General features: G+C 56.6%; 21 protein-coding genes and 2 tRNA genes. 6 read left to right on the forward strand and 17 right to left on the reverse strand.

The annotated features are described in order from the left end of the window. The first annotated feature begins 53 nt into the window (after positions 1-53). The gene (locus tag ABLU96_RS08030) at positions 54-407 is read left to right on the forward strand and encodes a hypothetical protein (protein WP_064405989.1); all 354 of its coding nucleotides are present in this window, start codon (positions 54-56) and stop codon (positions 405-407) included. A 45-nt stretch (positions 408-452) separates the two neighbouring features. Here the strand turns inward: ABLU96_RS08030 and rlmB are convergent, their stop codons facing one another. The 14 genes from rlmB to nnr form a co-directional block, all read right to left on the reverse strand. Beyond that, positions 453-1,184, reverse strand: coding sequence for a 23S rRNA (guanosine(2251)-2'-O)-methyltransferase RlmB (gene rlmB / locus ABLU96_RS08035; protein ID WP_004109129.1), 732 nt, complete (start codon positions 1,182-1,184; stop codon positions 453-455). A gap of 86 nt (positions 1,185-1,270) precedes the next feature. Next, positions 1,271-3,721, reverse strand: a complete 2,451-nt coding sequence (gene rnr, locus ABLU96_RS08040; protein ID WP_004097981.1) for a ribonuclease R — start codon at positions 3,719-3,721, stop codon at positions 1,271-1,273. Positions 3,722-3,758: 37 nt separating this feature from the next. Next, complete coding sequence (gene nsrR / locus ABLU96_RS08045; protein WP_004097980.1) at positions 3,759-4,184, reverse strand: nitric oxide-sensing transcriptional repressor NsrR; 426 nt, start codon at positions 4,182-4,184, stop codon at positions 3,759-3,761. A 149-nt stretch (positions 4,185-4,333) separates the two neighbouring features. After that, positions 4,334-5,632, reverse strand: coding sequence for an adenylosuccinate synthase (locus ABLU96_RS08050; RefSeq protein WP_004097979.1), 1,299 nt, complete (start codon positions 5,630-5,632; stop codon positions 4,334-4,336). Positions 5,633-5,734: 102 nt separating this feature from the next. Next, on the reverse strand, positions 5,735-5,932 hold the full coding sequence (locus tag ABLU96_RS08055) for a DUF2065 domain-containing protein (RefSeq protein WP_004097978.1): 198 nt from the start codon (positions 5,930-5,932) through the stop codon (positions 5,735-5,737). A 197-nt stretch (positions 5,933-6,129) separates the two neighbouring features. Further along, a complete protein-coding gene (hflC, locus tag ABLU96_RS08060; protein WP_032747622.1) occupies positions 6,130-7,134 on the reverse strand; it encodes a protease modulator HflC in 1,005 nt (334 codons plus the stop codon). Between the two features lie 2 nt (positions 7,135-7,136). After that, the gene (gene hflK, locus ABLU96_RS08065) at positions 7,137-8,393 is read right to left on the reverse strand and encodes an FtsH protease activity modulator HflK (RefSeq protein WP_004097974.1); all 1,257 of its coding nucleotides are present in this window, start codon (positions 8,391-8,393) and stop codon (positions 7,137-7,139) included. A gap of 65 nt (positions 8,394-8,458) precedes the next feature. After that, positions 8,459-9,739 carry a ribosome rescue GTPase HflX gene (gene hflX / locus ABLU96_RS08070; RefSeq protein WP_004097973.1) on the reverse strand — a complete coding sequence of 427 codons (1,281 nt, stop codon included), beginning with the start codon at positions 9,737-9,739 and terminating at the stop codon, positions 8,459-8,461. A gap of 75 nt (positions 9,740-9,814) precedes the next feature. Next, positions 9,815-10,123 carry an RNA chaperone Hfq gene (gene hfq / locus ABLU96_RS08075; protein WP_004097968.1) on the reverse strand — a complete coding sequence of 103 codons (309 nt, stop codon included), beginning with the start codon at positions 10,121-10,123 and terminating at the stop codon, positions 9,815-9,817. A 92-nt stretch (positions 10,124-10,215) separates the two neighbouring features. Then, a complete protein-coding gene (gene miaA / locus ABLU96_RS08080; RefSeq protein WP_032695150.1) occupies positions 10,216-11,166 on the reverse strand; it encodes a tRNA (adenosine(37)-N6)-dimethylallyltransferase MiaA in 951 nt (316 codons plus the stop codon). Further along, positions 11,159-13,048, reverse strand: coding sequence for a DNA mismatch repair endonuclease MutL (mutL, locus tag ABLU96_RS08085; RefSeq protein ID WP_049103790.1), 1,890 nt, complete (start codon positions 13,046-13,048; stop codon positions 11,159-11,161). Before mutL ends, miaA begins: the two co-directional genes overlap by 8 nt. 10 nt (positions 13,049-13,058) lie before the next feature. After that, positions 13,059-14,390, reverse strand: a complete 1,332-nt coding sequence (gene amiB, locus ABLU96_RS08090) for an N-acetylmuramoyl-L-alanine amidase AmiB (protein WP_014837183.1) — start codon at positions 14,388-14,390, stop codon at positions 13,059-13,061. A gap of 16 nt (positions 14,391-14,406) precedes the next feature. Continuing rightward, on the reverse strand, positions 14,407-14,868 hold the full coding sequence (gene tsaE / locus ABLU96_RS08095; RefSeq protein ID WP_014227619.1) for a tRNA (adenosine(37)-N6)-threonylcarbamoyltransferase complex ATPase subunit type 1 TsaE: 462 nt from the start codon (positions 14,866-14,868) through the stop codon (positions 14,407-14,409). Beyond that, a complete protein-coding gene (nnr, locus tag ABLU96_RS08100; RefSeq protein WP_163520876.1) occupies positions 14,861-16,372 on the reverse strand; it encodes a bifunctional ADP-dependent NAD(P)H-hydrate dehydratase/NAD(P)H-hydrate epimerase in 1,512 nt (503 codons plus the stop codon). The genes tsaE and nnr overlap by 8 nt, the downstream gene beginning before the upstream one ends. Before the next feature lie 13 nt (positions 16,373-16,385). Here nnr and queG point away from each other — a divergent pair, with 13 nt between their 5' ends. Next, positions 16,386-17,525, forward strand: a complete 1,140-nt coding sequence (gene queG, locus ABLU96_RS08105; RefSeq protein WP_014227617.1) for a tRNA epoxyqueuosine(34) reductase QueG — start codon at positions 16,386-16,388, stop codon at positions 17,523-17,525. Between the two features lie 269 nt (positions 17,526-17,794). On the opposite strand, the gene ABLU96_RS08110 is transcribed toward queG, so the two are convergent. Together ABLU96_RS08110 and ABLU96_RS08115 are read right to left on the reverse strand one after the other, a co-directional pair. After that, positions 17,795-17,870 (reverse strand) — tRNA-Gly (locus ABLU96_RS08110). A gap of 24 nt (positions 17,871-17,894) precedes the next feature. Continuing rightward, positions 17,895-17,970 (reverse strand) — tRNA-Gly (locus ABLU96_RS08115). A 286-nt stretch (positions 17,971-18,256) separates the two neighbouring features. On the opposite strand from ABLU96_RS08115, the gene ABLU96_RS08120 reads away from it, so the two are divergent. After that, positions 18,257-18,988 (forward strand): arginine ABC transporter substrate-binding protein, encoded by a 732-nt coding sequence (locus ABLU96_RS08120; protein WP_025107636.1) that lies wholly within the window; start codon positions 18,257-18,259, stop codon positions 18,986-18,988. Positions 18,989-19,028: 40 nt separating this feature from the next. Here ABLU96_RS08120 and orn read toward each other — a convergent pair whose 3' ends face one another. Beyond that, positions 19,029-19,574, reverse strand: a complete 546-nt coding sequence (orn, locus tag ABLU96_RS08125) for an oligoribonuclease (protein ID WP_004128059.1) — start codon at positions 19,572-19,574, stop codon at positions 19,029-19,031. A gap of 94 nt (positions 19,575-19,668) precedes the next feature. Between orn and rsgA the strand changes: the two genes are divergently transcribed. From rsgA to mscM, 3 genes are all read left to right on the forward strand, one after another. Continuing rightward, positions 19,669-20,730, forward strand: a complete 1,062-nt coding sequence (gene rsgA, locus ABLU96_RS08130; protein WP_004097952.1) for a small ribosomal subunit biogenesis GTPase RsgA — start codon at positions 19,669-19,671, stop codon at positions 20,728-20,730. Between the two features lie 94 nt (positions 20,731-20,824). After that, the gene (asd, locus tag ABLU96_RS08135; RefSeq protein WP_032747612.1) at positions 20,825-21,787 is read left to right on the forward strand and encodes an archaetidylserine decarboxylase; all 963 of its coding nucleotides are present in this window, start codon (positions 20,825-20,827) and stop codon (positions 21,785-21,787) included. A gap of 21 nt (positions 21,788-21,808) precedes the next feature. Further along, the gene (gene mscM / locus ABLU96_RS08140; protein WP_064405833.1) at positions 21,809-25,135 is read left to right on the forward strand and encodes a miniconductance mechanosensitive channel MscM; all 3,327 of its coding nucleotides are present in this window, start codon (positions 21,809-21,811) and stop codon (positions 25,133-25,135) included. Positions 25,136-25,147: the final 12 nt, after the last annotated feature.

Genomic DNA, 25,147 nt, shown 5'->3' on the forward strand with positions numbered 1-25,147 from the left:
TTCCGTCAGAGAACTCTGTTATAAAGTTCTCTCACAATCAGAAAGGGAATTTCATGATTCATTTAATTATTGAAGATCGGGAAAATGCGCCGAACTATATTCCGCTTATCCACCGCCATCTTCCTCATCTCGCGATGAGCGCTATCAAACAGAACCTGAACGCTTCCGGTTACGTCACCTCATTTGATGAAAACAAAATCTGCGATGACATTCTGGAAGAGCAGAATCCTATTGGAAGTTTTCTTAATCTCATCAAAGTATTAAAGAATCGAGGCGCGCAGCTTAAATTCCTCGAGCAAACGGGAGATGAACCGGGAGAGGAATTACCCTTGAGCCAGGTCCTGAACTATGTTGAAAGAGGTCTCGACATTGCCCGTCGGATAGAGCGAGAAGGCGGTCAGAACTGAAGAAGATAAGCCATTCCAGAGAATGGCTTATTTGGAAAGAAGAGATTAGCTGCGCTGGCGTACCGCTTCAAACAGGCAAATACCGGTGGCGACCGATACGTTCAGCGACGACACGCTACCGGCCATCGGGATGCTGATCAACTCGTCGCAGTGCTCCCGGGTCAGGCGGCGCATGCCTTCGCCTTCCGCCCCCATGACCAGCGCCAGCGATCCGGTCATTTTGCTCTGGAACAGCGTATGATCGGCCTCGCCGGCGGTACCGACGATCCAGACGTTCTCTTCCTGCAGCAGACGCATGGTACGCGCCAGGTTGGTGACGCGGATCAGCGGGACGTTTTCCGCCGCGCCGCAGGCCACTTTTTTCGCCGTGGCATTCAGCTGCGCAGAACGGTCTTTGGGGACAATCACCGCATGCACGCCAGCGGCGTCAGCGCTACGTAAACAGGCGCCGAGGTTGTGCGGATCGGTCACGCCGTCAAGGATCAAAAAGAACGGCTGATCGAGAGAGGCGATCAGATCCGGCAGATCGTTCTCCTGATACTGACGTCCGGGCTTCACGCGGGCAATAATTCCCTGATGAACGGCGCCTTCGCTTTTCTCATCCAGAAACTGGCGGCTGGCGACCTGAATCACCACGCCCTGCGCTTCCAGGGCATGGATCAGCGGCATAAGGCGCTTATCCTCACGGCCTTTCAGAATAAAGACTTCCTGAAAACGTTCAGGAGCGCGCTCCAGCAGTGCCTGCACCGCGTGGATGCCGTAAATCATTTCACTCATTTATCTACTCGTTTAGGTTCTGTTATCCGTTCCCTTCCCCCCGCCCCGCCACGATGTCGGGAGGCGCGGGGGGAAAGGGAATCGCACTACTCAGCGATATTCTTTTTCTTCGCCGCGCGCTTGGCTTTGGTCGCTGCGGCTATCTTCTGGGTTTTCTCCGACGGCTTCTTCGCTTTCTTCTCGCCTTTTGGCTGAGCGGCTTTCGGCTGAGACTGACCTTTCTGTTTGCGGAATGCGCTATCCGGCTCGAAGTTTACCTGCTTGCCCGCCTGACGGCGACGTCCGGAAGATTTACCTGCGCCGCCCTTCTTCGCTTTTTCACGCTCGGTCTTACCGACGTTGCGCGGCGCGCGCTCGCTGGAGATAAGCGAGAAGTCAATTTTACGCTCGTCCATGTTGACCGCTTCAACGCGCACTTCCACGCGATCGCCCAGTCGATAGGTCTGGCCGCCGGATTCACCAATCAGACGCTGTCCGACCTGATCGAAGCGGTAGTAGTCGTTATCGAGGGAAGAGACGTGCACCAGACCATCAATAAACAGCTCATCCAGACGGACGAAGAAACCAAAGCCGGTCACGCTGGCAATCACGCCCTTAAAGACGTTACCCACCTGATCCAGCATGAAATCACACTTCAGCCAGTCCGAAACATCGCGCGTCGCTTCATCAGCACGACGCTCGGTCATTGAACAGTGCGCCCCCAGCTGCAGCATCTCGTCCATGCTGTAGTGCCAGCCGCCGGTCTCGGTGCTATTGCCTTTATGTCCCTGCTCTTTCGCCAGTAAATACTTGATCGCGCGATGCAGCGAAAGGTCAGGATAGCGGCGAATCGGCGAGGTGAAGTGGGCATAGGATTGCAGCGCCAGACCAAAGTGGCCGCGGTTTTCCGGGTCGTATATCGCCTGTTTCATCGACCGCAGCAGCATGGTTTGCAGCATCTCTGCATCCGGACGATCGGCGATAGAGGTCAGTAATTCCGCATAGTCGCGCGGCTCCGGCTTGTTGCCGCCAGGCAGTTCAAGCCCCAGCTCCGCGAGCACCGAACGGAATGCGGTAATCGCTTCCGTACTCGGTTTGTCATGGATACGGAACAGCGCCGGTTCCTCGGCCTTCTCAACGAAGCGCGCAGCGGAGATGTTCGCCAGGATCATGCACTCTTCAATCAGCTTGTGCGCATCGTTACGCTGAGTCTGCTCAATACGTTCAATGCGGCGTTCAGCATTAAAGATGAATTTAGCTTCTTCACTCTCAAATGAGATACCGCCGCGCTCTTCACGCGCGCCGTCCAGCACTTTGTAGAGGTTATGCAGCTCTTCAATATGCTTAACCAGCGGCGCGTACTGCTCACGCAGATCCTGGTCGCCCTGCAGCATATGCCAGACTTTGGTATAGGTCAGACGGGCATGGGAGCTCATCACCGCTTCGTAGAATTTGAAGCCGGTCAGACGCCCCTTGGCCGAAATCGTCATTTCACAAACCATACAGAGCCTGTCGACCTGAGGATTCAGTGAACACAGGCCGTTAGAGAGCACTTCAGGCAGCATCGGAACCACCTGAGACGGGAAGTAGACCGACGTGCCGCGGCTGCGCGCTTCGCCATCCAGCGGCGTACCCGGGCGCACGTAGTAGCTCACATCGGCGATCGCCACCCACAGACGCCAGCCACCGCCGCGTTTCTTCTCGCAGTACACGGCATCATCAAAGTCACGGGCGTCTTCGCCATCAATGGTGACCAGCGGCAGGCTGCGTAAATCAACGCGCCCTTGTTTCGCCTCTTCCGGTACCTGTTCTTTCAGGCCGGCGACCTGTTTTTCGACCGCTGGCGGCCAGACGTAGGGAATTTCATGGGTGCGCAGGGCCATATCGACCGCCATGCCGGTACCCATATTGTCGCCGAGGACCTCAACGATCTTGCCGACCGCTTTGGTGCGGCGGGTTGGGCGCTGGGTCAGCTCAACCACCACCACAAACCCCATCCGCGCGCCCATGATCTGTTCCGGGGGGATCAGGATATCGAAGCTCAGGCGGCTGTCATCCGGCACCACGAAGCCAACGCCCGCATCGGTAAAGTAGCGGCCCACAATCTGGCCCGTTTTTGGCACCAGTACGCGGACAATACGCGCTTCGCGACGGCCTTTACGGTCGGCGCCCAGCGGCTGCGCCAGCACCTGATCGCCGTGAATACAGGTTTTCATCTGCTCGGACGACAGATACAGGTCATCTTTACGGCCTTCAACGCGCAGGAAGCCATAACCATCGCGATGACCGATAACGGTCCCTTTCAGCAGGTCAAGACGTTCCGGCAGCGCATAGCACTGACGACGCGTAAAGACCAGCTGACCATCGCGTTCCATTGCGCGCAGTCTGCGGCGCAATGCTTCTTGTTGTTCTTCGCCTTCAATATTCAGCTCTATTGCCAGCTCATCTCGGCTAGCCGGTTTTTCGCGTTTTGCTAAATGATCGAGGATAAATTCCCGGCTCGGGATTGGATTAGCGTATTTTTCAGATTCGCGGTCCAGGAAAGGATCTTGTGACATGTCGGTTCCTCCGTTGTCATCTCCAGTGAAGTTTACGTCACTCCACCAGTAATAATTTATAAAGCGGTTGATTCTTTTCAACCAAATCGGCCAGCGTGTAGTTATCCAGTTCCTTGAGAAAACTTTGCGCGGCTTCAGCAAGCGCCTGTTTCAGACGACAGGCGGGCGTAATATGGCAAAATTCGCTGCTGCAGTTGACCAACGAGAGCGGCTCCAGATCGCGAACAACATCACCCACGCGAATCATATTTGCCGGTTTCCCCAGACGAATTCCCCCGTTTTTTCCCCGTACCGCCGTCACGTACCCCACGCGACTTAGTTGATTGATTATTTTAACCATATGATTACGGGAAACGCCGTAAACCTCCGTCACTTCGGAGATGCTGGTCATTCTTCCATCCGGTAGCGACGCCATATAAATCAGCGCGCGTAATCCGTAATCAGTGAAACTCGTTAACTGCACAATCAACCTCAGGGAAAAGAAAAACAGAGTGCGTCGGTAGACAATTACTATTGATGATAAACCAGCCAGCGCTCAGGCCGCTAATTTATTTAAATGGGGCGGGCGAACAGCAAAAACAAGAGGCGCCTTAACGGCGCCCCTGGAGATCGTTATGCGTCGAACGGATCGCGCAAAATCATCGTCTCGGTACGGTCAGGACCGGTAGAGATAATATCAACCGGTACGCCGGTCAGCTCTTCAATGCGTGCGATGTAGTTCAGCGCTGCCTGCGGCAGACCGCTGCGCTCTTTCACGCCAAAGGTGGTTTCAGACCAGCCCGGCATGGTTTCGTAAATCGGCTCGATGCCTTCCCAGTTGTCAGCAGCCAGCGGAGTGGTCGTCACTTCGCGGCCATCCGGCATCCGGTAGGCTACGCAGATTTTAACTTCTTTCAGGCCGTCCAGGACGTCCAGCTTAGTCAGGCAGAAACCGGACAGGGAGTTAATCTGCACCGCGCGGCGCACCGCTACGGCATCCAACCAGCCGGTACGACGACGACGGCCGGTGGTAGCGCCAAACTCGTTACCCTGCTTGCACAGGAACTCGCCGGTTTCATCAAACAGCTCAGTCGGGAACGGACCCGCACCTACGCGAGTGGAGTACGCTTTGATGATACCCAGAACGTAGTCTACATAACGCGGACCCAGACCGGAGCCGGTCGCCACGCCACCTGCGGTGGTGTTGGAAGAGGTTACGTACGGATAGGTACCGTGGTCGATATCGAGCAGCGTACCCTGTGCGCCTTCAAACATGACGAAATCGCCACGCTTGCGCGCCTGGTCAAGCAGATCGGAAACGTCAACAACCATCGCGGTCAGGATGTCGGCAATCGCCATGACGTCATCGAGAACTTTCTGGTAATCAACCGCTTCAGCTTTGTAGAAATTCACCAGCTGGAAGTTGTGATATTCCATCACTTCTTTCAGTTTCTCAGCGAAGGTGGCTTTATCAAACAGATCGCCAACGCGCAGACCGCGGCGAGCCACTTTATCTTCGTAAGCCGGGCCGATACCGCGACCGGTCGTACCGATAGCTTTCGCGCCGCGCGCTTTTTCACGCGCGACATCCAGCGCAACGTGATATTCGAGGATAAGCGGGCACGCTTCAGAAAGCAGCAGACGCTCGCGGACAGGGATACCACGGTCTTCCAGACCTTTCATCTCTTTCATCAGCGCAGCCGGAGAAAGCACGACACCGTTACCGATGATGCTGGTGACATTCTCGCGAAGAATACCTGATGGAATGAGATGGAGGACGGTTTTTTCACCGTTGATTACGAGAGTATGGCCGGCGTTGTGACCGCCCTGATAGCGCACAACATATTTAGCCCGTTCAGTCAGGAGATCGACGATCTTCCCTTTACCTTCGTCACCCCATTGGGTGCCCAGTACGACGACGTTGTTACCCATTTTTCAAAATCACCGTTTGCTTAAAAATGGATTCTACCATCGCTTTTTCAGAGTTACAGCACTTTTTGCACTCAAAAGGCGGGAAATTAGTCTACTTTACGCTCAGCCAATCGTTTTCCTCAACATGTAGTAGATGACGATACCGGCAACCACAAGACCTCCGCCAAACCGGCGTAATAAATTATCCGGTAATTGGCTCATCGTGGCGACCATTCGACGCCACGCGCGCGGATAAAGCAGCGGCCCAAGCCCTTCAAGTACTAAAACCAGCGCCAGTGCCAGCCAGATTGTAGAGTTCATTATTCACCTTTATGTAAGTACAGCCACCGTCGCTCACCCCTGTGAGTCGTTGCTCAATTCATATTCTCCGGTATTTCATCATTGTTATGAACCGGCTTTATGAAACAAAATACATAACCCATTGGCGAACCCAAATCCGCTGCGAACATTGTAAAAAAGGCGCCTCAACGGGCGCCTTTTTGCTTACTCATTGCTTATCAGCGGGTCGCTGACGCGGGTGATTTCATATAGCGGAAGAAATCGCTGTCCGGGCTGAGAACCATCACATCCTGATTGCTCTGGAAGCTGTTCTCATACGCACGCAGGCTACGGATAAAGGCATAGAAGCCTGGATCCTGGCTGAATGCATCAGCAAACAGTTTCGCCGATTCAGCATCGCCTTCACCGCGCAGAATACGCCCCTGACGCTCGGCTTCCGCCAGCGTTTTGGTCACTTCATAATCCGCGGTCGCGCGCAGTTTTTCAGCTTCTTCCTGACCCTGTGAACGGTGACGACGCGCTACCGCTTCACGCTCGGCGCGCATACGGTTGTAGATCGCTTCAGACACTTCGGCAGGCAGGTTGATCTGTTTAATACGCACGTCGACGACTTCAATACCCAGCGCCGCCATACTGTTCGGGTTGATCACCTGAACCTTACCGTTCGTTTCTGCTTCAACACGCTCCGCCGCTTTAGCAATCGCGTCATCGGCAGCCGGCGTACTGACTTCATCTTCTGTGCCCGCAGAACCTGAGTTCAGCGCATCGCGGACTTCCAGGGTCAGACGGCCGCGGGAGTCGGTCACGATGTCTTTCACATCCAGACGGCCAATTTCAGAACGTAGACGGTCAGAGAATTTACGCTTCAGCAGCACCTCGGCCTGGGAAACGTCACCGCCGCCGGTTGCCAGGTAGTAACGGCTAAAGTCGCTGATGCGCCACTTGATGTAAGAGTCAACAATCAGGTCCTTCTTCTCTTTGGTAACAAAGCGGTCGGCCTGGTTGTCCATCGTCTGGATACGCGCATCAAGCATCTTCACGGATTCAATAAAAGGAATCTTGAAGTGAAGGCCAGGCGCGTACACCAGCGGTTTATTTTCATCGTCGCGCAGAACTTTACCAAAACGCAGCGTGATGCCGCGCTCGCCCTCTTTGACCACAAAGATGGACATGTAGAGCACCACCAGCACGATGACAATTATCGCGATAACAGATTTACGCATCGTTATTCCCCCTGACGCTGGTAGTCGTTACGCTGCGCGTTGGCGCGGCGTTGGTCCATAATGGTGCCTCCCGTAGAGGTAGAAGCGTTACTGGCGCTGTTTGAGCTGGATGCAGGCGGCAGACGCAGCAGATCGCTTGCGCCACTGCTATCGCTCTTTGCCGCCGGCGCGCCGGCGCCTTTCAGCATCTGATCCAGAGGCAGAACCATCAGGTTGCTCCCCTTATCGTTAACCAGCACTTTGCGCGTATGGCTCAGCACTTTTTCCATGGTTTCGATATACAGACGCTCGCGGGTAATTTCCGGAGCCGCTTTATACTCAGGCAGAATTTTTGCAAAACGAGCCACTTCACCCTGCGCTTCAAGAACGGTCTGGGTCTTATAGGCGCGAGCCTCTTCAAGGATACGCTGCGCCTGACCGTTAGCCCGCGGCTGGACTTCGTTGGTGTAAGCTTCCGCTTCACGAATGTACTGCTGTTCGTTTTCACGCGCGGCAATCGCATCATCAAACGCGGCTTTTACTTCCTCCGGCGGACGCGCCGTCTGGAAGTTGACGTCGAGCAGGGTGATACCCATGTTGTACGGACGAATGGTCTCTTCCAGCTCGCGCTGGGTATCGCTACGAATGACGGTACGTCCTTCGGTCAGGATACGGTCCATGGTGTATTTACCGATCACGCCACGCAGGGCGCTGTCGGTGGCCTGACGCAGGCTGTCGTCCGCGCTGGTGACGCTAAACAGATAGCGTTCCGGATCGGTCACGCGGTACTGCACGTTCATCTCAACGCGCACGACGTTTTCGTCAGACGTCAGCATGACGCCGGAAGCCGCCAGTTCGCGAACCGACTCAACGTTAACCGCCTGAACGTTATCAATGAAAGTAGGTTTCCAGTTAAGGCCAGGCTCAACCAGATGGCTAAATTTACCAAAGCGAGTGACGACGCCACGTTCAGCTTCTTTAATGGTATAGAAACCGCTGGCTGCCCAGATAATAACCGCAGCGGCAGCAACGATGCCGACGATACGTCCGCCCATTGGCCCGCGAGGTCCCTGAGAGCCGCTACCGCCGCCCAGTCCACCTTTTCCGCCACCCAAGCCGCCAAGTTTTTTACTTAGCTTACGGAAGATATCATCCAGATCGGGAGGTCCCTGCTCGCGACCGCCTTTGTTGCCATTTCCCCCAGAGTTGCCGCCTTGGTTATTGCTGCTTCCCCACGGGTCGCGGTCCTGTCCGTTATTACCGGGCTGATTCCACGCCATGTATATGCTCCATATTTGTTTTTGATATCCCCACAGGGGTCAATATCTTCAGGCAAGCTGCAAGGTCAAATCACGTATTCAACCAGCGCTGGCTCTTGTTTACAGAGGCGACGCCAGTCAACGATCGGCATGCGCACCTGCAGACCAACGCTACCGTCATCCTCCATCCACTCTTTCTCTATCGCCTGAAGCTGATAGAACCGGCTTCTCAACCGACCTTCCTGCGGTGGCAGGCGCAGCGTGTGCTGGGCCACTTCACCAGAAAGCCGTTCCGTCAAAGCCTGAAAAAGCAGCGGTACGCCAACCCCGGTCTGGGCGGAAAGCCAGACCCGAATCGGTTTATTTTCTTCATCCCGATCGATACGCGGCTCAAAATCATCCAGCATGTCGATTTTATTCATGACCAGCAGCGCCGGGATCTCATCAGCTTCGATTTCCGCGAGCACCGTATTCACTGCGTCAATATTTTCCTGCACGCGCACATCGGCAGCATCAATGATATGCAGCAACAGCGTCGCCTGGCGCGTCTCCTGGAGCGTCGCTTTAAACGCGGCCACCAGATCGTGCGGCAGGTGGCGAATAAAGCCTACGGTATCCGCCAGGACGGTTTCGCCGACATCAGGGACATCAATCCGGCGCAGCGTTGGGTCCAGAGTGGCGAACAGCTGGTTCGCAGCATAGACCTCGGCTTCGGTTATCTGGTTGAACAACGTGGATTTACCGGCGTTGGTATAACCGACCAGCGACACGGTTGGAATATCGGCTTTGGCGCGTGACCGCCGTCCCTGCTCACGCTGTTTTTCAACTTTTTCCAGTCGCGCCAGGATCTGCATAATACGGTTACGCAGCAAGCGGCGGTCAGTTTCGAGCTGGGTTTCCCCCGGGCCGCGCAAACCAATCCCGCCTTTCTGTCTTTCAAGGTGGGTCCAGCCGCGAACGAGGCGAGTCGCCATGTGGCGCAGCTGCGCCAGCTCGACCTGCAGTTTCCCTTCGTGGGTACGCGCTCGCTGGGCAAAAATATCTAAAATCAGGCCGGTACGATCGATAACCCGACATTCGCATAAGCGCTCCAGGTTTCGTTCCTGTGCCGGACTCAGGGCATGATCGAAGAGCACGACCGATGCACCGGTCGCTTTTACGGCTTCCGCAATTTCGACTGCTTTACCTTCACCAACAAAATACTTCGGGTGCGGTGCTTTACGGCTACCGGTAATCACCTGCATTGCTTCGACACCGGCGGAAGAGGCCAGAGTTTCAAACTCCTGGAGATCTTCCATATCTTTGTCTTGCGAAAAATAGATGTGTACCAGTACCGCCTGCTCACCGGCGTCATAACGGTCAAACAAGCGTAAACCCCTTATAAAATACCAGCGGGGAACGCAGAAAACCTGGCTCCCCGACGTGGAAAAACAGCATCTGCCTTATTCGGCGTCTTCGCTGTCTTGCTGCGGCGCAGAAGAACCCTGCGCACCACCACCGTGGTGATAGTTGTTTGTACCGCCGCCAGCATTGTTGCTGTGGTGTGACACCGGGCGAGACGGGACAACAGTAGAAATTGCGTGCTTATAGACCATCTGGCTGACCGTGTTTTTCAACAGGATCACGAACTGATCGAAAGACTCAATTTGCCCTTGCAGCTTAATACCATTCACCAAATAAATAGAAACCGGAACACGTTCCCGACGCAAAGCGTTCAGGAACGGATCTTGTAAAGATTGCCCCTTAGCCATTCTCTCTTTTCCTTATATGTATGCTTGTTTTGTACTCAGAACCTTACGATTCTTAAAAAAATTACGCACGATACCCGTTCAATTGTACACGTTCAGTCCAGGCTAGCACCAACAACCTGTAATACTTTGTTGAACGCTTGTTCAGGTTGTTCACTGTCTAACCAGTGGATACCTTCCCAACCGCGCAGCCAGGTCACCTGACGTTTAGCTAACTGTCTCGTGGCGCAAACACCTCGATAAACCATTTCATCATACGGGATCTCGCCATTAAGGTAAGACCACATCTGGCGATATCCGACACAACGAATGGAAGGCATATCCGTATGCAAATCTCCCCGGGCAAAAAGCGCCCGCACTTCTGCTTCAAAACCTGAAGCCAACATCTGATGAAAACGCTGTTCTATGCGCTGATGGAGCAGTTCACGGCTCGCCGGGGCGATGGCGAACTGGTGCACCTTATACGGCAGAGCATCACCTGACGTTTGCGTCAGCTCCGTTAAAGTTTTACCCGAAATGAAAAAAACTTCCAGTGCTCGGGAAAGTCTTTGCGGATCATTTGGATGAATACGCGCGGCGGCAACCGGATCAATTTCCTGTAGCTGCTGGTGTAACGCGTTCCATCCCTGCTCTGCGGCCTGTTGCTCGATCCTGGCTCTGACCTCAGGGTCAGCCGAGGGTAGAGGCGACAATCCTTCCAACAACGCCTTGAAATACAACATCGTTCCGCCAACCAGTAGCGGAATACGCCCGGCAGCGACGATATCGGCCATCTCTGCCAGCGCATCGCGGCGGAAATCCGCCGCGGAATAAGCTTCGGCCGGGTCAAGAATATCCAGCAGACGATGCGGCGCAGCGCTCAGCTCCGCGGCATCGGGCTTGGCCGTGCCTATGTCCATTCCTCGATAGATGAGGGCTGAATCAACGCTAATCAACTCTACTGGCAAAACTTTACGTAAGGCGATAGCCAATGCGGTTTTACCAGAGGCCGTCGGGCCCATTAAAAATATTGCCTTAGGCAGGCTTGCCTCAGTTACATCACTCATCTTTCAGGGCATTCATCGCCGAATGTAAATCAACAGGTTGTAACAGACCACCCGGCGGCGCTTTAACCAGCTGCGGGCATAAGCGTTCTATATCCGCCAGGACGGCAATCGCCTGCGCCATGTTCCACTGCGCATGTTCGCTCGCCAGATTACGCGCCATCCACTGAGCAATATTGCCGACGTCGACGGTTTTTTGCTGCGCCAGGTAGCCTATCAGTTCAGGAATCAAGATTTGTAAATTTTGTTGTCTTAAGGGTAAAGGCACTGCGCGCACCGTCACGTGGTGCGCATCGGACTGGAGTTCAATCCCGACCTCAGCCAGCGCCGACTGCGCCTGCTTGAGCGCGTCTTTTTCCTCGTCGGACACTTTTATCCGCAGCGGGATAAGCAGCGGTTGGGCGCAAACCGCCTCTGCGCCCGGCGTTAGCTGCGCCTGGCGCAGCCAGCGCTCAGCAACCGGCAGAGCCAGCAGCGCTAACTTACCGCCGCGCTCCAGCAGCGCGCAGTCGCTATCGATAATCGTCAGTACGCGGCCAAAGCTTTGGCTATGGCCCGACAGGCCTTCCGCTGCCGGTGCGGGAGCCAGGGGTTTACGCTCCGTGGCCGGCGTATCCAGCAGTTGGCGATAAAGCGCACCCTGCTGTTTTTGATAGCCTGGCTGCGCGTGCGGCCAGGCGGCTCCGCCAGATGAACCCGAGGCGGCGGACTCTCGCGAACCTCCGGTATTAAAACGCGGCGCGGCGGGCTCATCCCGGTAACGGGGAGCGGCGCTTTCACGCGCGACCGCCGGCTGGGCAAAATGATTGCCGCCCGCCGCAATGCGGTTTTCCGGCACCTGCCGCGGCGCGGGCTCATCGCCCTCTTCCGCCAACGGCACCTCCAGCTGCTGCTGCAGGACGCTCAGCACGCCCTGATAGATAAAGTCATGCACCAGGCGCGACTGATGAAAACGCACTTCATGTTTGGCCGGATGGACGTTCACATCCACCTGATGCGGATCTATCTTCAGATACAGCACAAAGGCAGGCTGCTGGTCGGCGCCCAGTTTGTCTTCACAGGCCTGGCGAATCGCGTGATTAATCAGGCGATCGCGCATCATCCGCCCATTGACGTAGCAATACTGAATCTCCGCCAGCGTCGGATTGGTATGTAGCGGATCGGCCACCCAGCCGCTGAGGGTCAGGTCGCCGTGCTGCCACTCAATCGCCAGCGCGTGTTCGAGAAATGGCAAACCGCAGATTGCGCCCAGACGCCGCTCGCGCTGGCCGTCCTGCGATACCGCCCGGTACTGGCGCACGGCCTTGCCGTTGTGGCTGAGGTTGATGGTCACGTCGAAGCGCGCCAGCGCAATGCGCCGCACGATCTCGTCGATATGGCCAAACTCGGTTTTCTCGGTGCGCATAAATTTGCGCCGGGCGGGGGTGTTATAAAACAGATCCAGCACTTCCAGCGTTGTTCCCACCGGATGCGCCGCCGGCTTCACGGTGACCGCCTGATCGCGCCCTTCGGCATAGGCCTGCCAGGCCTCCTGCTGATCTTCGGTACGCGAGGTCAACGTCAGGCGCGCCACTGAGCTAATACTGGCCAGAGCTTCGCCGCGAAAGCCGAGGCTAATGATCGCCTCAAGGTCATCCAGCGAAGCAATTTTACTGGTGGCGTGACGAGCCAGCGCCAGCGCCAGCTCGTCTTTTTTGATGCCGCAGCCGTTATCGCGAATGCGGATTAACTTCGCCCCGCCGCGCTCAATATCAATGTCGATACGCGTCGCCCCGGCATCGAGGCTATTTTCCACCAGCTCTTTGACCACCGACGCCGGACGTTCCACCACTTCACCTGCGGCAATCTGGTTGGCGAGCTGCGGCGGTAGAACCTGAATCGGCATGGCCGTCTCCTTAATTTAACAACGTCCCGTCTGACGAACCTGCGCTGGCAGTCTGCGCGGCTGCCCCGCGCGGCGCGGATTGCAGAGGATGCTGCATAAAGTAGTTACGCAGGCCGTTATAAATCGCCTCTGCGACCTGCTGCTGATAAGCATCGCTACCCAGCAGCCGCTCTTCGCCGGTATTACTGATAAAACCCGTTTCCACCAGGATCGACGGGATATCCGGCGAACGCAGCACGCCGAGGCTGGCATGCTCAGGGCGACGCTTATGTAAATCGCCGATCCGCTGCAGCTGGCTCAGCACATTGGTCGCCACATCATACCCGACGCGCTGGGAATGGCCGAACTGTAAATCCAGCACCGCCTGGCTCAGGTAAGGGTCCGACTGGCTGTTGGCCAGTACATCGCCCGCGCCGCCCAGCAGTTCTGACTGTTTCTCATGCTGCTCGAGCCAGCCGGCCATTTCGCTGTTCGCGCGACGGTTGGAAAGCACCCAAACCGAGGCCCCGGTAGCATCGCGATTCGGCGCAGCGTCGGCGTGAATCGAGACAAGGAAATTGGCGTTTTGCTTACGTGCGACGTCAGAACGCCCCATGACGGAAATGAAATAATCGCCGTCGCGCGTTAGCACGGGCCTGAACTGCGGATCGGCATTCAGCAGCGCGCGGAGCTTACGCGCAATCGCTATGGTCACATTCTTTTCTTTCGTGCCGTTCGGACCAATGGCTCCCGGATCCTGGCCGCCGTGGCCGGCGTCAATGGCGATAATCACTTTATCGTCGCCGGAAACGGTACGCGCCGCAGGACGCGTTACGCTACTGGTGCTGGTCACCGCGGTAAGCCGGTCGTTATCGGCTTTAAACGGGTTGCGCGCGGGTTCGCTCGGACGCACGGGCTGCGCCACGGGCCTTTCCGCCTGTCTAACCACCACTGGCTGAGGTGGAGGCGGAGGCGGCGCGTCGGCGTTAATCGTAAACACCACGGTGTAGTTAGAGCCGTTCTGCTGTTTCACCGCGCGGGTTTTGCCATCGGCGGTGAGATCCACCAGCAGGCGCAGCGACTGCGTATCCTGCGGCGTCCCGGAACGAATGCTTTTTACCAGATTATTGCCGCTAAACTGCAGCGGTAGCCCCTGGAGTACGCCAGTCTGTTTAATATCCAGCGCCACGATGCGTTTGCCCTGGGGGCTAAACGAATATTCAGGTTCGCCGATAAAGCTAATGGTAATGCGGGCCTGCCGATCGCCATTTGAGACCTGGATATCGGATAAACTTGCCGCAGTGGCCTGAATGCTGAACAGCATCAGTGCGGCGGCCAGCCAACTGGTTAAGCGATACATCATCCCGTCGTCCTTCAGGCTAATTAGCCAAACGCGCCAATAAAGACTCACCCAATGAGGAGACCGCAGTTACGCGCGCCTCACGCCCTTGTGCCTGATACTCAAGGTGAATTTCAACATCCGGGTCCGGCAGTACTCCCGTGCCCTGCTGAGGCCATTCCACCAGGCAGATAGCATCGTCAGTAAAATAATCGCGGATCCCCATAAACTCGAGTTCCTCAGGATCCGCCAGGCGATAAAGATCGAAGTGATAGACCATCAAATTATCGAGACTGTATGGCTCGACGAGGGTGTAGGTTGGGCTTTTAACGTTGCCACGGTGACCGAGAGCCTGAAGGAAACCGCGGCTAAAGGTGGTCTTACCCGCCCCTAAATCGCCATACAAATAGATGACCGTCGCGCCAGCGCATGCCTGCGCGACGCGGTTGCCAAGGCTTAAAGTCGCCTGCTCATCGGGTAAAGGAATCACTCGGTTAATCATGGTCTACGTCAATCACATCCGGGTTAACAACACGCCTGAGCGTGAAAAAAAGATCGGTCGCCAGCATTCCGCGGGTGCCGTGTCTCGCCGCCAGCCGATCGGCGGCTTCGCCATGAGCAACGCATCCGGCGCAGGCAGCATCATACGGCGTCAGGCGCTGGCCTAACAACGCAGCGATAATACCGGTCAGCACATCGCCCATCCCGCCGCTGGCCATCCCAGCGTTACCGGCGTCGATAATAGCCATTTCGCCCGTTTCGCTCGCCACGATCGTACCTGCACCTTTCAGCACCACGATGCCACCATAACGTTTTACCAGACGTTGTGCAGAATGTAAGCGATCGTTTTCAATTTCTGCCACACTCACGTTCAGCAGGCGGGCGGCTTCGCCGGGATGCGGCGTCAGCACGCGATTGTGACGTTTATCGGGATTGATTGCCAGCAGGTTCAGCGCATCCGCATCCCAGACCATCGGTTTGCGAAAATTCTCCGCCTGGCGTAGCGCATTTTTACCCCACTCGCCCTGCCCCAGACCCGGCCCAATCGCAATGACATCCGCCCAGTGCAGACTCTCTTCGAGAGAACGGGACGTCAGCTCATGGACCATCAGCTCCGGTCTGGCGGTCAGAATGGGGGCAATGTTGTCCCGGTGAGTCAGTACTCGCACCAGCCCGGCGCCCGCGCGCAGCGCCGCTTCACCGCTCATTCGTATGGCGCCCGCCGTCCCCGGTTCGCCGCCAATAATCACCAGCTTACCGTGGTCGCCTTTGTGCGAGGTTGGACGCCGCGGCGGCAGCCAGCCGGGGAGCTGCGAGGCATCGAAGCGACTGAGCGCCGTCGTTTGGCCTGCCAGCCAACCCTCAAGCCCCAGGGCGTGGTGATGCAAACGGCCAACGACATCGCGGGCTTTTCCGGTCAGCAGCCCCGGCTTAAGCGCGATAAAGGTGATGGTATGAGCGGCATGGATAACCGCGCCCGGCGTCGTCCCCGTTTGCGCATTCAGGCCGGAGGGGATATCCAGCGCCACAACCGCAGCCGGATGGGCATTTGCCCGCGCGATCAGCGCCGCAACGTTTTCCCGGGGCGCGCTCTGTAACCCGGTACCGAGCAGGCCGTCAATAATCAGCGTGATATCTTCCGGCCAGGGAATGCTGGCAGCATGAATCGTGCCGCCGGCGTTGAGCCACTCCTCACGCGCGAGGCTGGCCTCTTCCGGCAGCGGCTTCTCGCTCTCCAGCGCCAGCAGCGTGACCTGAATGCCTCGCGACTGTGCCAGGCGAGCCACCACGTAGCCGTCGCCGCCGTTATTACCGTGGCCGCAGAGAATCAGCCAGTGCTGGCTTTCAGGATACTGGACGCGCGCAAGCTCAAAAGCCGCTTCGCCCGCACGACGCATCAGTTCATACAACGTCAGCCCAAGGGCATCCGCCGCCTCTTTTTCCGCTCGCCGTAGCGCCTCCGCCGACCAGATGATATGTGGTATACTCCCGGTGTTTTTCGTCATCGTATGGTCCATCATGTCACAGCCCCTCGATCTCAATCAGTTAGCGCAGCAAATCAAACAATGGGGCACAGAGTTGGGGTTCCAGCAGGTCGGTATTACTGATACCGATCTCAGCGCCAGCGAACCTAAACTGCAGGCGTGGCTGGATAAACAATACCACGGCGAAATGGCGTGGATGGCGCGTCATGGCATGATGCGCGCGCGCCCCCATGAGCTCCAGCCCGGTACCCTGCGCGTAATTAGCGTGAGAATGAACTATCTGCCCGCTAATGCCGCTTTCGCCCGCACCCTGAAAGACCCCGCGGTGGGTTACGTTAGCCGTTACGCCCTCGGACGGGACTATCACAAGCTATTACGTCATCGCCTGAAAAAATTAGGTGAGATGATTCAGGGACAGTGTGCTTCGCTCAATTTTAGACCTTTTGTCGATTCCGCGCCGATTCTTGAACGCCCTTTAGCCGAAAAAGCGGGGCTGGGATGGACAGGTAAGCACTCGCTCATCCTTAGCCGCGATGCCGGCTCGTTCTTTTTCCTCGGTGAACTGCTTATCGATCTCCCTCTTCCCATTGACCAGCCCGTCAAGGAAGAGTGCGGCCGCTGCGTTGCCTGCATGACCATCTGCCCGACCGGCGCCATCGTCGAGCCCTATACCGTCGATGCCCGGCGCTGTATTTCCTATCTGACTATCGAACTGGAAGGCGCTATTCCGGAAGAGTTTCGTCCGCTGATCGGCAACCGCATATACGGCTGCGATGACTGCCAGCTGATTTGCCCGTGGAACCGCTTCGCGCAGCTCACCGATGAAGAGGATTTCAGCCCGCGCAAGGCGCTACACGCCCCGGCGCTTATTGAGCTGTTCGCCTGGAGCGAACCCTGGTTTTTAAAAGTGACGGAAGGTTCGGCCATTCGCCGTATTGGTCATCTGCGCTGGCTGCGTAATATCGCCGTCGCGTTGGGCAACGCGCCCTGGGATGAAGCGAACCTGAAGGCGCTGGAAAGCCGCAGGGGTGAGCACCCGCTTCTCGACGAACATATCGAGTGGGCGATGGCGCAGCAAATTGAAAAGAGAAATGCCAATGTGGTTGAAGTGCAGTTACCCAAAAAGCTGCGTCTGGTCAGGGTGGTTGAAAAAGGGCTACCGCGCGACGCCTGATTCATTCACAGGGTGTGAATAAAAATAAAAACACATTGCGTTTCAAGGGGCAGACGTTCGTCAAGTGATCGGATTAACACTTTGAAATGAAATTTAACTGTTACATTTCAATTAGATATAAGAATACTATTTACATGGTGAAGTAATTTTCTGAGAGAGGACGAAAGGTTAACCTGTGGATAACTCTGTTCACAGTATTTTCAGGACCGCACGAAAATCATCACCGGCGCGTGCTTGCGCTGTGGATAAACTGGGTATGAGAAGATATTTGGAGCGGGAAACGAGACTCGAACTCGCGACCCCGACCTTGGCAAGGTCGTGCTCTACCAACTGAGCTATTCCCGCTTGGGTGTGGTAACTTTCAAATTTTGGAGCGGGAAACGAGACTCGAACTCGCGACCCCGACCTTGGCAAGGTCGTGCTCTACCAACTGAGCTATTCCCGCATACTTCTGGCCATATTTCTATGGCGTCGTGATTTGCATTTCTGCTTCGTCACGGGAGGCGCATTATACGAGAATTCGATTTACCTGCAACCCCCCTGAGCGCAATTTTTTTCGTTTTTGGTTTAAGTGACCACTTTATCACCACACACCGGCCTGAATTGTCTAAATAACCAGCAAATGCGGCAAAATCACTTTTTCCGGGCCCGCTAAAGGCGCAAAATCGCTCAAGTTTATAGGCGGATATCGCCCGCTGACGGTCAACAACGATGACAACCAGGGAAATAAAATGAAAAAAGCGCTTACCGTCCTGCTGCTGGCCACGCTTGCCACAGGAACAGCATCGGCAACAACGCTACATTTTGGGACAACGACGGCCAATCCGCCGTATGAAACCGTCAATGGTAAAAATCAGCCCACGGGTTTTGATATCGACCTGGCCAACGCGCTGTGCAGGCAGATGCAGGTCGAATGCAAATTCACTCCCCAGGGGTTCGATACCCTCATCCCGGCGCTGCGCTTTAAGAAATTCGACGCCGTGATTGCCGGTATCGAAGTGATTCCGATGCGAGAAAAGCAGGTTGCGTTCAGCCATCCCTATCGTCAGGCGCTGTCCGGCGTAGTTGTCACAGCGAAAGACGCCGCCCATACCTTTGCCGATCTGAAGGATAAAAAAATCGGCGTCGTGAAAGGCACCCTTCATCAGCACTATCTGCGGGACAAACAAAAAGCCGTGCATGCGGTGCCTTACGACAGCGACGAAAGCGCCCTGAGCGCGCTGAAAGAAGGCGTGATTAGCGGCGTGATGGGCGATCAGGAGACGTTAACGAAATGGCTCCAGGATAACCCCGACTACGCCATGATGGACGAACGCGCCACGGATCCCGGCTACTACGGTAAGCAGTACGCCATTGCGGTACGTAAAGACGATCCTGAGCTGCTGAATAACATCAATGCCGCTCTGGATGTCGTAAAAGCCTCGCCGGAGTTCCAGGCCATGGAACAGAAGTGGTTTAAATAGTCGATGGTATGACCGGGGCGTGTTGGCCCCGGCACGGGCGTTAAAGCTTAATAAAGTGTTCGCGATAGTAGGCCAGTTCCGCGACCGATTCGCGAATATCGTCCATCGCCTGATGGGTTCCTTGTTTCTTAAAGCCGTCGAGAATTTCCGGCTTCCAGCGACGAGCCAGCTCTTTCAGCGTGCTGACGTCCAGATAACGGTAGTGGAAATACGCTTCCAGCTCAGGCATATATTTAAACAAGAAGCGGCGATCCTGGCCGATGCTATTGCCGCAGATCGGCGACTTACCCGCCGGTACCCACTTTTTGAGGAATTCGATAGTCGCCAGTTCGGCTTCACGATCGCCCTGGGTACTCGCCTTCACCCGCTCCACCAGCCCGCTGCCGGTATGGGTACGCACGTTCCACTCGTCCATCAGCGCCAGCTGCTCGTCTGACTGGTGCACCGCAATGGTCGGCCCTTCCGCCAGAATGTTCAGATTCGCGTCGGTCACCAGGGTGGCGATTTCGATGATGCGATCGCGCTCCGGATCCAGCCCCGTCATTTCAAGATCGATCCAAATCAGGTTGTTTTCATCTGCACTCATGTTATTTTCCACCCTTCTTACGTCACTATATTCATCTAAAATAGCGTGTATCATAGAGGTTTTGCCCGTACAGGGCGACCAGGAGCCAGTTCGATTGAGTAAAAATAAACTCTCCAAAGGCCAACAGCGCCGCGTGAAGGCCAACCACCAGCGCCGCCTGAAAACGACTTCGGAGAAGGCCGATTTTGATGACAACCTGTTCGGTGAGAAATCCGAAGGGACCGTCATTAGCCGCTTTGGCATGCATGCCGATGTCGAATCCGCCGACGGTAGCGTCCACCGTTGCAACATACGCCGCACTATCCGTTCGCTGGTCACCGGCGATCGCGTGGTCTGGCGGCCTGGCAAAAGCGAAGCTGACGGCGTCAACGTCAAGGGCATCGTCGAGGCCGTCCATGAACGGACCTCCGTACTGACGCGTCCGGATTTCTACGACGGCGTCAAACCCATCGCCGCCAATATCAATCAGATTGTTATTGTTTCCGCGATCTTGCCTGAGCTTTCTCCGAATATTATCGACCGCTACCTCGTAGCCTGCGAAACGCTGAACGTTGAGCCGCTGATCGTGCTCAATAAGATCGACCTGCTGGACCAGGCGAGCATGGACTTCGTCAACGAGCAAATGGACATTTATCGCCATATTGGTTACCGCGTACTGATGGTCTCCAGCCGCACGCAGGATGGCCTGAAGCCGCTTGAAGAGGCGCTCACCGATCGTATCAGTATCTTTGCCGGGCAGTCAGGGGTAGGCAAATCCAGCCTGCTGAACGCGCTGCTGGGCCTGCATGATGACCAAATCCTCACCAATGACGTTTCGGATGTCTCCGGACTGGGGCAGCACACCACCACGGCCGCGCGCCTGTACCACTTCCCGCACGGCGGCGATGTGATTGACTCGCCGGGCGTACGCGAGTTCGGCCTGTGGCATCTCGACGCGGAACAAATCACCCACGGCTTTGTCGAATTCCATGATTATTTAGGCCGCTGCAAATACCGCGACTGCAAACACGACAATGACCCGGGCTGCGCCATTCGCGAAGCGGTGGAGAAAGGCGAAATCGCCGAAAGCCGGTTTGAAAACTACCATCGCATTCTGGAAAGCATGGCGCAGGTACAGGTAAAAACGCGTAAAAGCTTTTCATCAACCGATGACTGACATTTAAGCTGAGCATCGTTAGAATCGTCCCCCTTTTTTCAGGCTCCGCTGCTACGCGGGGCCAGGAACGACAAATAATGGCCTGGAGGCTACCTTGTTAAACGATCTTAAACTTTCACTGCAATACATTCTGCCTAAACTGTGGCTCACCCGCCTCGCAGGCTGGGGTGCACGCAAACGAGCAGGCTGGCTGACAAAACTGGTCATCGATCTGTTCGTGAAATATTACAAGGTCGATATGAAAGAGGCGCAAAAGCCTGACACCGCCAGCTACCGTACCTTTAACGACTTCTTCGTTCGCCCGCTGCGCGACGACGTCCGTCCGCTAAACACAGACCCGAGCGTGCTGGTAATGCCCGCCGACGGCGTCATCAGCCAACTGGGCGCCATTGAAGACGACAAAATTTTGCAGGCTAAAGGCCATAACTACAGCCTGGAAGCGCTGCTGGCCGGTAACTACCAGATGGCTGACCTGTTCCGTAACGGTAGCTTCGTTACCACCTATCTTTCGCCGCGCGATTACCACCGCGTGCATATGCCGTGCAACGGTATTCTGCGCGAAATGATCTACGTGCCGGGGGATCTGTTTTCCGTAAACCATCTGACCGCGCAAAACGTGCCGAATCTTTTTGCCCGCAACGAGCGCGTCATCTGCCTGTTCGATACTGAGTTTGGCCCTATGGTGCAAATCCTCGTCGGCGCCACCATCGTCGGCAGCATCGAAACCGTGTGGTCCGGTACCGTCACGCCGCCGCGCGAAGGCATCATTAAGCGCTGGACCTGGCCTGCTGGCGATAGCGAAGGCTCCGTCGCCCTGCTGAAAGGCCAGGAGATGGGCCGCTTTAAGCTGGGCTCCACGGTGATTAACCTGTTTGCTCCGGGCCAGGTGAAGCTGGTTGAGCAGTTACAAAGCCTGTCGGTGACCAAAATAGGCCAGCCGCTGGCGATCGCGCCTGAAGCCACAGCGCCGGTAGAGCCCGCGCCGCTGGCGGAAGAAGAAGTCCGCGCTGAACACGCAGCCAGCCCGCTGGTTGACGATAAACAAGACGAAGGTTAATTCCTGAAAAAAGGTTACGCCGTGCGCCTGATATACACTTTCCTGTTGGCCTGGTGCCTCAGTTTTGGGGCGTACGCAGCGACAGCCCCGGATGCTAAACAGATAGCCCAGGAGCTGGAACAGGCGAAGGCGGCAAAGCCCGCCCAGCCTGAAACCGTTGAAGTCCTGCAATCTGCCCTGAACGCCCTTGAGGAGCGAAATGCTTCCCTTGAGCGCGCCCGTCAGTACCAGGACGTTATCGATAACTTCCCCAAACTGTCGCAAAACCTGCGCGCGCAGCTCAATAATCTCAGCGATGAGCCGCGCCAGGTCTCCACTACCCTCTCCTCCGATGCCCTGAACCAGGAGATTCTCCAGGTCAGCAGCCAGCTGCTGGAAGCCAGTCGTAAAGCTCAGCAGGAGCAGGATCGCGCCCGCGACATCGCCGACTCCCTCAACCAGCTGCCGCAGCAGCAGAGCGATGCCCGCCGCCAGCTGAATGACGTTGAACGCCGGGTCGGCGCGCAAAGCAGCAATACCCCGCTGGCACAGGCGCAAAATCTTGGTCTGCAGGCGGAGTCCGCGCGGCTGAAAGCGCTGGTCGATGAGCTGGATCTGGCGCAGCTTTCCGCCAATAACCGCCAGGAGCTCTCACGGTTGCGATCCGAGCTGGCGCAGAAAGAGAGCGAGCAGCTCGACGCCTGGCTACAGGCGCTGAGAAATCAGCTCAATAACCAACGGCAGCGCGAGGCGGAGAAAGCGCTGGAAAGCACCGAACTGCTGGCGGAAAACAGCGAAAATCTGCCGCCGGATATCGTGGCGCAGTTTAAAGTTAACCGCGAGCTGTCGCAGGCGCTCAACCAGCAGGCGCAGCGGATGGATTTGATCGCCTCGCAGCAGCGCCAGGCGACCAATCAGACCCTCCAGGTGCGTCAGGCGTTAAACACCCTGCGCGAGCAGTCCCAGTGGCTGGGCTCTTCCAATCTGCTTGGCGAAGCCCTGCGCGCGCAGGTGGCGCGGCTGCCGGAAATCCCGCGGCCGCAGCAGTTGGATACCGAAATGGCGCAGCTGCGCGTGCAGCGTTTACGCTATGAAGATCAGCTCGGCAAACAGCCTCAGCTAAGACAAATTCGTCAGGCCAGCGGTGAACCGCTCACCGCGGAACAGAACCGTATTCTGCAGGCCCAGATGCGCACGCAGACCGAGCTGCTCAACTCCCTGCTGCGCGGCGGCGATACGCTTATGCTCGAACTGACCAAGCTGAAGGTCGCCAACGGTCAGCTAGAGGATGCGCTTAAAGAGATCAACGAAGCGACCCACCGCTATCTGTTCTGGACCTCGGACGTCAGCCCAATCGGCTTCTCATGGCCGCTGGAGATCGTTCAGGATCTCCGCCGCCTGATCTCGCTCGATACCATGAGCCAGCTCGGTAAGGCCAGCATGATGATGCTGACCAGTAAAGAGACCCTGCTGCCGCTCTTCGTCGCGCTCATTCTGGTGGGGTTCAGTATTAGCTCACGCCGCCATTTCACCAGCTTCCTTGAGCGCTCCAGCGCGCGCGTCGGTAAGGTTACGCAGGATCACTTCTGGCTCACCCTGCGCACGGTGTTCTGGTCCATACTGGTGGCCTCGCCGCTGCCGGTGCTGTGGATGACGCTGGGCTACGGGCTGCAGGCCGCCTGGCCTTTCCCGCTGGCCGTGGCGATTGGCGATAGCGTCACCGCCACGGTACCGCTGCTGTGGGTCGTGATGATTTGCGCCACGTTCGCTCGCCCTAACGGCCTGTTTATCGCCCACTTTGGCTGGCCGCGCAGCCGCGTCAGCAAAGCGATGCGCTACTACCTGATGAGCATCGGGCTGATCGTGCCGCTGATTATGGCGCTGATTACTTTCGATAACCTCAACGATCGCGAGTTCTCCGCCTCGCTGGGCCGCCTCTGCTTTATGCTGATTTGCGGCGCGCTGGCGATGGTGACCCTGAGCCTGAAACGCGCCGGCATTCCGCTGTATCTCGACAAAGAAGGCAGCGGCGACAATATGCTGAACCGGCTGCTGTGGAATATGCTGCTCGGCGCGCCGCTGATAGCAATGCTGGCGGCGGCGATCGGCTATCTCGCCACGTCGCAGGCGCTGCTCGCCAGGCTTGAAACCTCGGTCGCCATCTGGTTCCTGCTGCTGGTGGTTTATCACATCATACGCCGCTGGATGCTGATCCAGCGGCGCCGCCTGGCGTTCGATCGCGCGAAGCACCGTCGGGCGGAGATCCTCGCCCAGCGCGCCCGCGGCGAAGAGGAAGTCCAGCATACCAGCAGCCCGGAAGGTTCGATGGAAGCTGAGGTCAGCGAGGTCGATCTTGATGCCATCAGTACCCAGTCGTTGCGTCTGGTGCGCTCCCTGCTGATGCTGATCGCGCTGGTGTCGGTTATCGTGCTGTGGTCAGAAATCCACTCCGCGTTTGGCTTCCTGGAGAATATCTCGCTGTGGGACGTCACCTCCACGGTACAGGGCGTTGAGAGCCTGGAGCCGATTACCCTCGGCGCGGTGCTGATAGCCATCCTGGTGCTGATTATTACTACCCAGCTGGTGCGCAACCTGCCCGCGCTGCTGGAGCTGGCTATCCTCCAGCATCTGGAACTGACGCCGGGCACCGGCTACGCCATCACCACCATCACTAAGTATCTGCTGATGCTGATCGGCGGTCTGGTCGGCTTCTCGATGATTGGGATTGAGTGGTCCAAGCTGCAGTGGCTTATTGCCGCGCTCGGTGTGGGTCTCGGTTTTGGCCTGCAGGAGATCTTCGCCAACTTTATCTCGGGCCTGATTATCCTGTTTGAGAAACCGATCCGCATTGGCGATACGGTCACCATTCGCGATCTCACCGGCAGCGTGACGCGTATTAATACCCGCGCCACCACCATCAGCGACTGGGACCGTAAAGAGATTATCGTACCGAACAAGGCGTTCATCACCGAACAGTTCATCAACTGGTCGCTGTCGGATTCCGTGACCCGCGTGGTGCTAACGGTGCCTGCTCCGGTAGATGCCGATACCGAAGAGGTGGCGCAGATCCTGTTAAATGCCGCGCACCGCTGTTCATTGGTTATCGATACCCCGGCGCCGGAAGCGTTCCTCGTTGATCTGCAGCAGGGGATCCAGATTTTCGAGCTGCGTATCTACGCCGCCGAAATGGGTCACCGGATGCCGCTGCGCCACGAGATGCACCAGCTGATTCTGGCCGGATTCCGCGAGCACGGTATCGATATGCCGTTCCCGCCGTTCCAGATGCGCCTGGAGAGCATCGATGGCAGAAAAAGCAGCAGGGCGCTGACCTCGGCAGGGAAAACCAGCCGCACGCCCGGCAGCCTGTAAGAACGGCCTTGC

This window comes from Klebsiella sp. CN_Kp106, from assembly GCF_040064575.1.
In the GTDB taxonomy this organism is placed as follows: Bacteria; Pseudomonadota; Gammaproteobacteria; order Enterobacterales; family Enterobacteriaceae; genus Klebsiella; species Klebsiella michiganensis.

Bases quoted from the DNA above. Each gene is read 5' to 3' on its own strand.
- mutL (WP_049103790.1), bottom strand. From the start codon at position 13,048: ATGCCGATTCAGGTTCTACCGCCGCAGCTCGCCAACCAGATTGCCGCA.
- hflC (WP_032747622.1), bottom strand. From the start codon at position 7,134: ATGCGTAAATCTGTTATCGCGATAATTGTCATCGTGCTGGTGGTGCTC.
- miaA (WP_032695150.1), bottom strand. From the start codon at position 11,166: ATGAGTGATGTAACTGAGGCAAGCCTGCCTAAGGCAATATTTTTAATG.
- orn (WP_004128059.1), bottom strand. From the start codon at position 19,574: ATGAGTGCAGATGAAAACAACCTGATTTGGATCGATCTTGAAATGACG.
- rnr (WP_004097981.1), bottom strand. From the start codon at position 3,721: ATGTCACAAGATCCTTTCCTGGACCGCGAATCTGAAAAATACGCTAAT.
- queG (WP_014227617.1), top strand. From the start codon at position 16,386: ATGTCACAGCCCCTCGATCTCAATCAGTTAGCGCAGCAAATCAAACAA.
- ABLU96_RS08030 (WP_064405989.1), top strand. From the start codon at position 54: ATGATTCATTTAATTATTGAAGATCGGGAAAATGCGCCGAACTATATT.
- hfq (WP_004097968.1), bottom strand. From the start codon at position 10,123: ATGGCTAAGGGGCAATCTTTACAAGATCCGTTCCTGAACGCTTTGCGT.
- ABLU96_RS08050 (WP_004097979.1), bottom strand. From the start codon at position 5,632: ATGGGTAACAACGTCGTCGTACTGGGCACCCAATGGGGTGACGAAGGT.
- tsaE (WP_014227619.1), bottom strand. From the start codon at position 14,868: ATGATTAACCGAGTGATTCCTTTACCCGATGAGCAGGCGACTTTAAGC.
- ABLU96_RS08120 (WP_025107636.1), top strand. From the start codon at position 18,257: ATGAAAAAAGCGCTTACCGTCCTGCTGCTGGCCACGCTTGCCACAGGA.
- amiB (WP_014837183.1), bottom strand. From the start codon at position 14,390: ATGATGTATCGCTTAACCAGTTGGCTGGCCGCCGCACTGATGCTGTTC.
- nnr (WP_163520876.1), bottom strand. From the start codon at position 16,372: ATGACGAAAAACACCGGGAGTATACCACATATCATCTGGTCGGCGGAG.
- hflK (WP_004097974.1), bottom strand. From the start codon at position 8,393: ATGGCGTGGAATCAGCCCGGTAATAACGGACAGGACCGCGACCCGTGG.
- rlmB (WP_004109129.1), bottom strand. From the start codon at position 1,184: ATGAGTGAAATGATTTACGGCATCCACGCGGTGCAGGCACTGCTGGAG.
- ABLU96_RS08055 (WP_004097978.1), bottom strand. From the start codon at position 5,932: ATGAACTCTACAATCTGGCTGGCACTGGCGCTGGTTTTAGTACTTGAA.